The sequence below is a fragment of the Anaerosporobacter sp. genome (assembly GCF_965301125.1).
This window is the reverse complement of sequence record NZ_CBDLAM010000338.1, coordinates 1,138-2,260: the sequence shown is the minus strand read 5'-3', so window position 1 is coordinate 2,260 and position 1,123 is coordinate 1,138. Positions and strand designations below refer to the sequence as shown.

At 30.0% G+C, this 1,123-nt stretch carries 2 protein-coding genes and 1 pseudogene; all 3 read right to left on the bottom strand.

Translation table 11 applies throughout. The features are described 5' to 3' along the window. Positions 1-20 precede the first annotated feature (20 nt). Positions 21-464: a hypothetical protein gene (locus tag ACW2QF_RS19645; RefSeq protein ID WP_455717709.1), complete on the bottom strand. Its 444-nt coding sequence runs from the start codon at positions 462-464 to the stop codon at positions 21-23. Beyond that, entirely contained in the window at positions 461-730 is a 270-nt protein-coding gene (locus tag ACW2QF_RS19640; RefSeq protein WP_455717708.1) for a hypothetical protein, read from the bottom strand. Before ACW2QF_RS19640 ends, ACW2QF_RS19645 begins: the two co-directional genes overlap by 4 nt. 51 nt (positions 731-781) lie before the next feature. Next, a pseudogene (locus ACW2QF_RS19635) lies at positions 782-1,123 on the bottom strand (tRNA(His) guanylyltransferase Thg1 family protein); the annotation flags it as partial.

Sequence of the window (1,123 nt, the reverse complement as noted above, 5' to 3'; positions counted from 1 at the left end):
CATCCTTTCATCACAACAAATCACAATTTGCTATTGTTTTCTATGTATGGTTCTTCTAACGGTTTCCATGCAATTACTTCATATGTGCAAAATTCAGTATTCTCTTTAAATGAATTACTGCTTTTTAAGAAATGAATATCCATAAGTCTATTTTCAATTTCATATCCACTTTTAAGTAAAAGTTTTTTCGTTGAAGTTCCATACCATTCTACAGAACATCTATAATATCCTGTTTCATCTGGTAATCGTTCCAATACAGGAATCCACTTCGCAGATACTTCGCAAATATTTTCAATAGTTGGTTGACTATTTATTCTACCTTTTATTCTTGACAAAATATTGAGTTGATTATCTATTGCTAATGCCATAAACTCATCTTCACATTCGATAGCACGGGTTTTATCTTTTAATATTTCTAATTCTATTTTTCGAATATCTTCAATTAGTTTCCTTTCATCAATCATTCACATTTCTCCTTCCATAGCCCATCAATATATTCCAACAGTTCACTAAATGTAATACCCTTTGAAATAAGTTCATCTTCAAATAGCTTATAATTATTACATACATCAGGAGTTAGTCCGGTATCTTCGTATGCAGCTAACTTTCTTACAATCTTATTAACTTCAGAAAAACTATCTTCATCAATATCTAATAATTCTCCATAATCAAGTTTTGTAGGTACACAATTACAATTATCTTTTCCCCATTGTTTTGTTAACCTTTCCATTTATTTAATTCCTCCCTTCTGAACCATATCAAATGCTCTTTTTGTATTGTTTTAATAATTAATCAATTTCTCTATATAATCTCTATCTTGTGTAAATGTAGGAATATCCAGATCAATAAACCATTCAGTTCTTTCAGTTTCTTCAATGTCTCTTTTAATACAACAACTACCACGCTTTAAGTATGTAGGTATATTATTCCAATTAATATTCTTTTCTGTCATAAGCATATCTTGAATCATATTGCATGATTTTTTATGTAATTCTTTCTGTGAGTAGTTTGCCTGACCAACTGACTGAATTGAATTTCTTACAGCATCTTGCTGTCTCCACACCAAACAGTTAGTAACTTCTTCTCTTGGAATGTTAAATACTCTACTATCAAACAGTGCTCC

Excerpts from the sequence above, each read along its gene's own strand:
- ACW2QF_RS19645 (WP_455717709.1), bottom strand. The coding sequence starts at position 464 with ATGATTGATGAAAGGAAACTAATTGAAGATATTCGAAAAATAGAATTA.
- ACW2QF_RS19640 (WP_455717708.1), bottom strand. The coding sequence starts at position 730 with ATGGAAAGGTTAACAAAACAATGGGGAAAAGATAATTGTAATTGTGTA.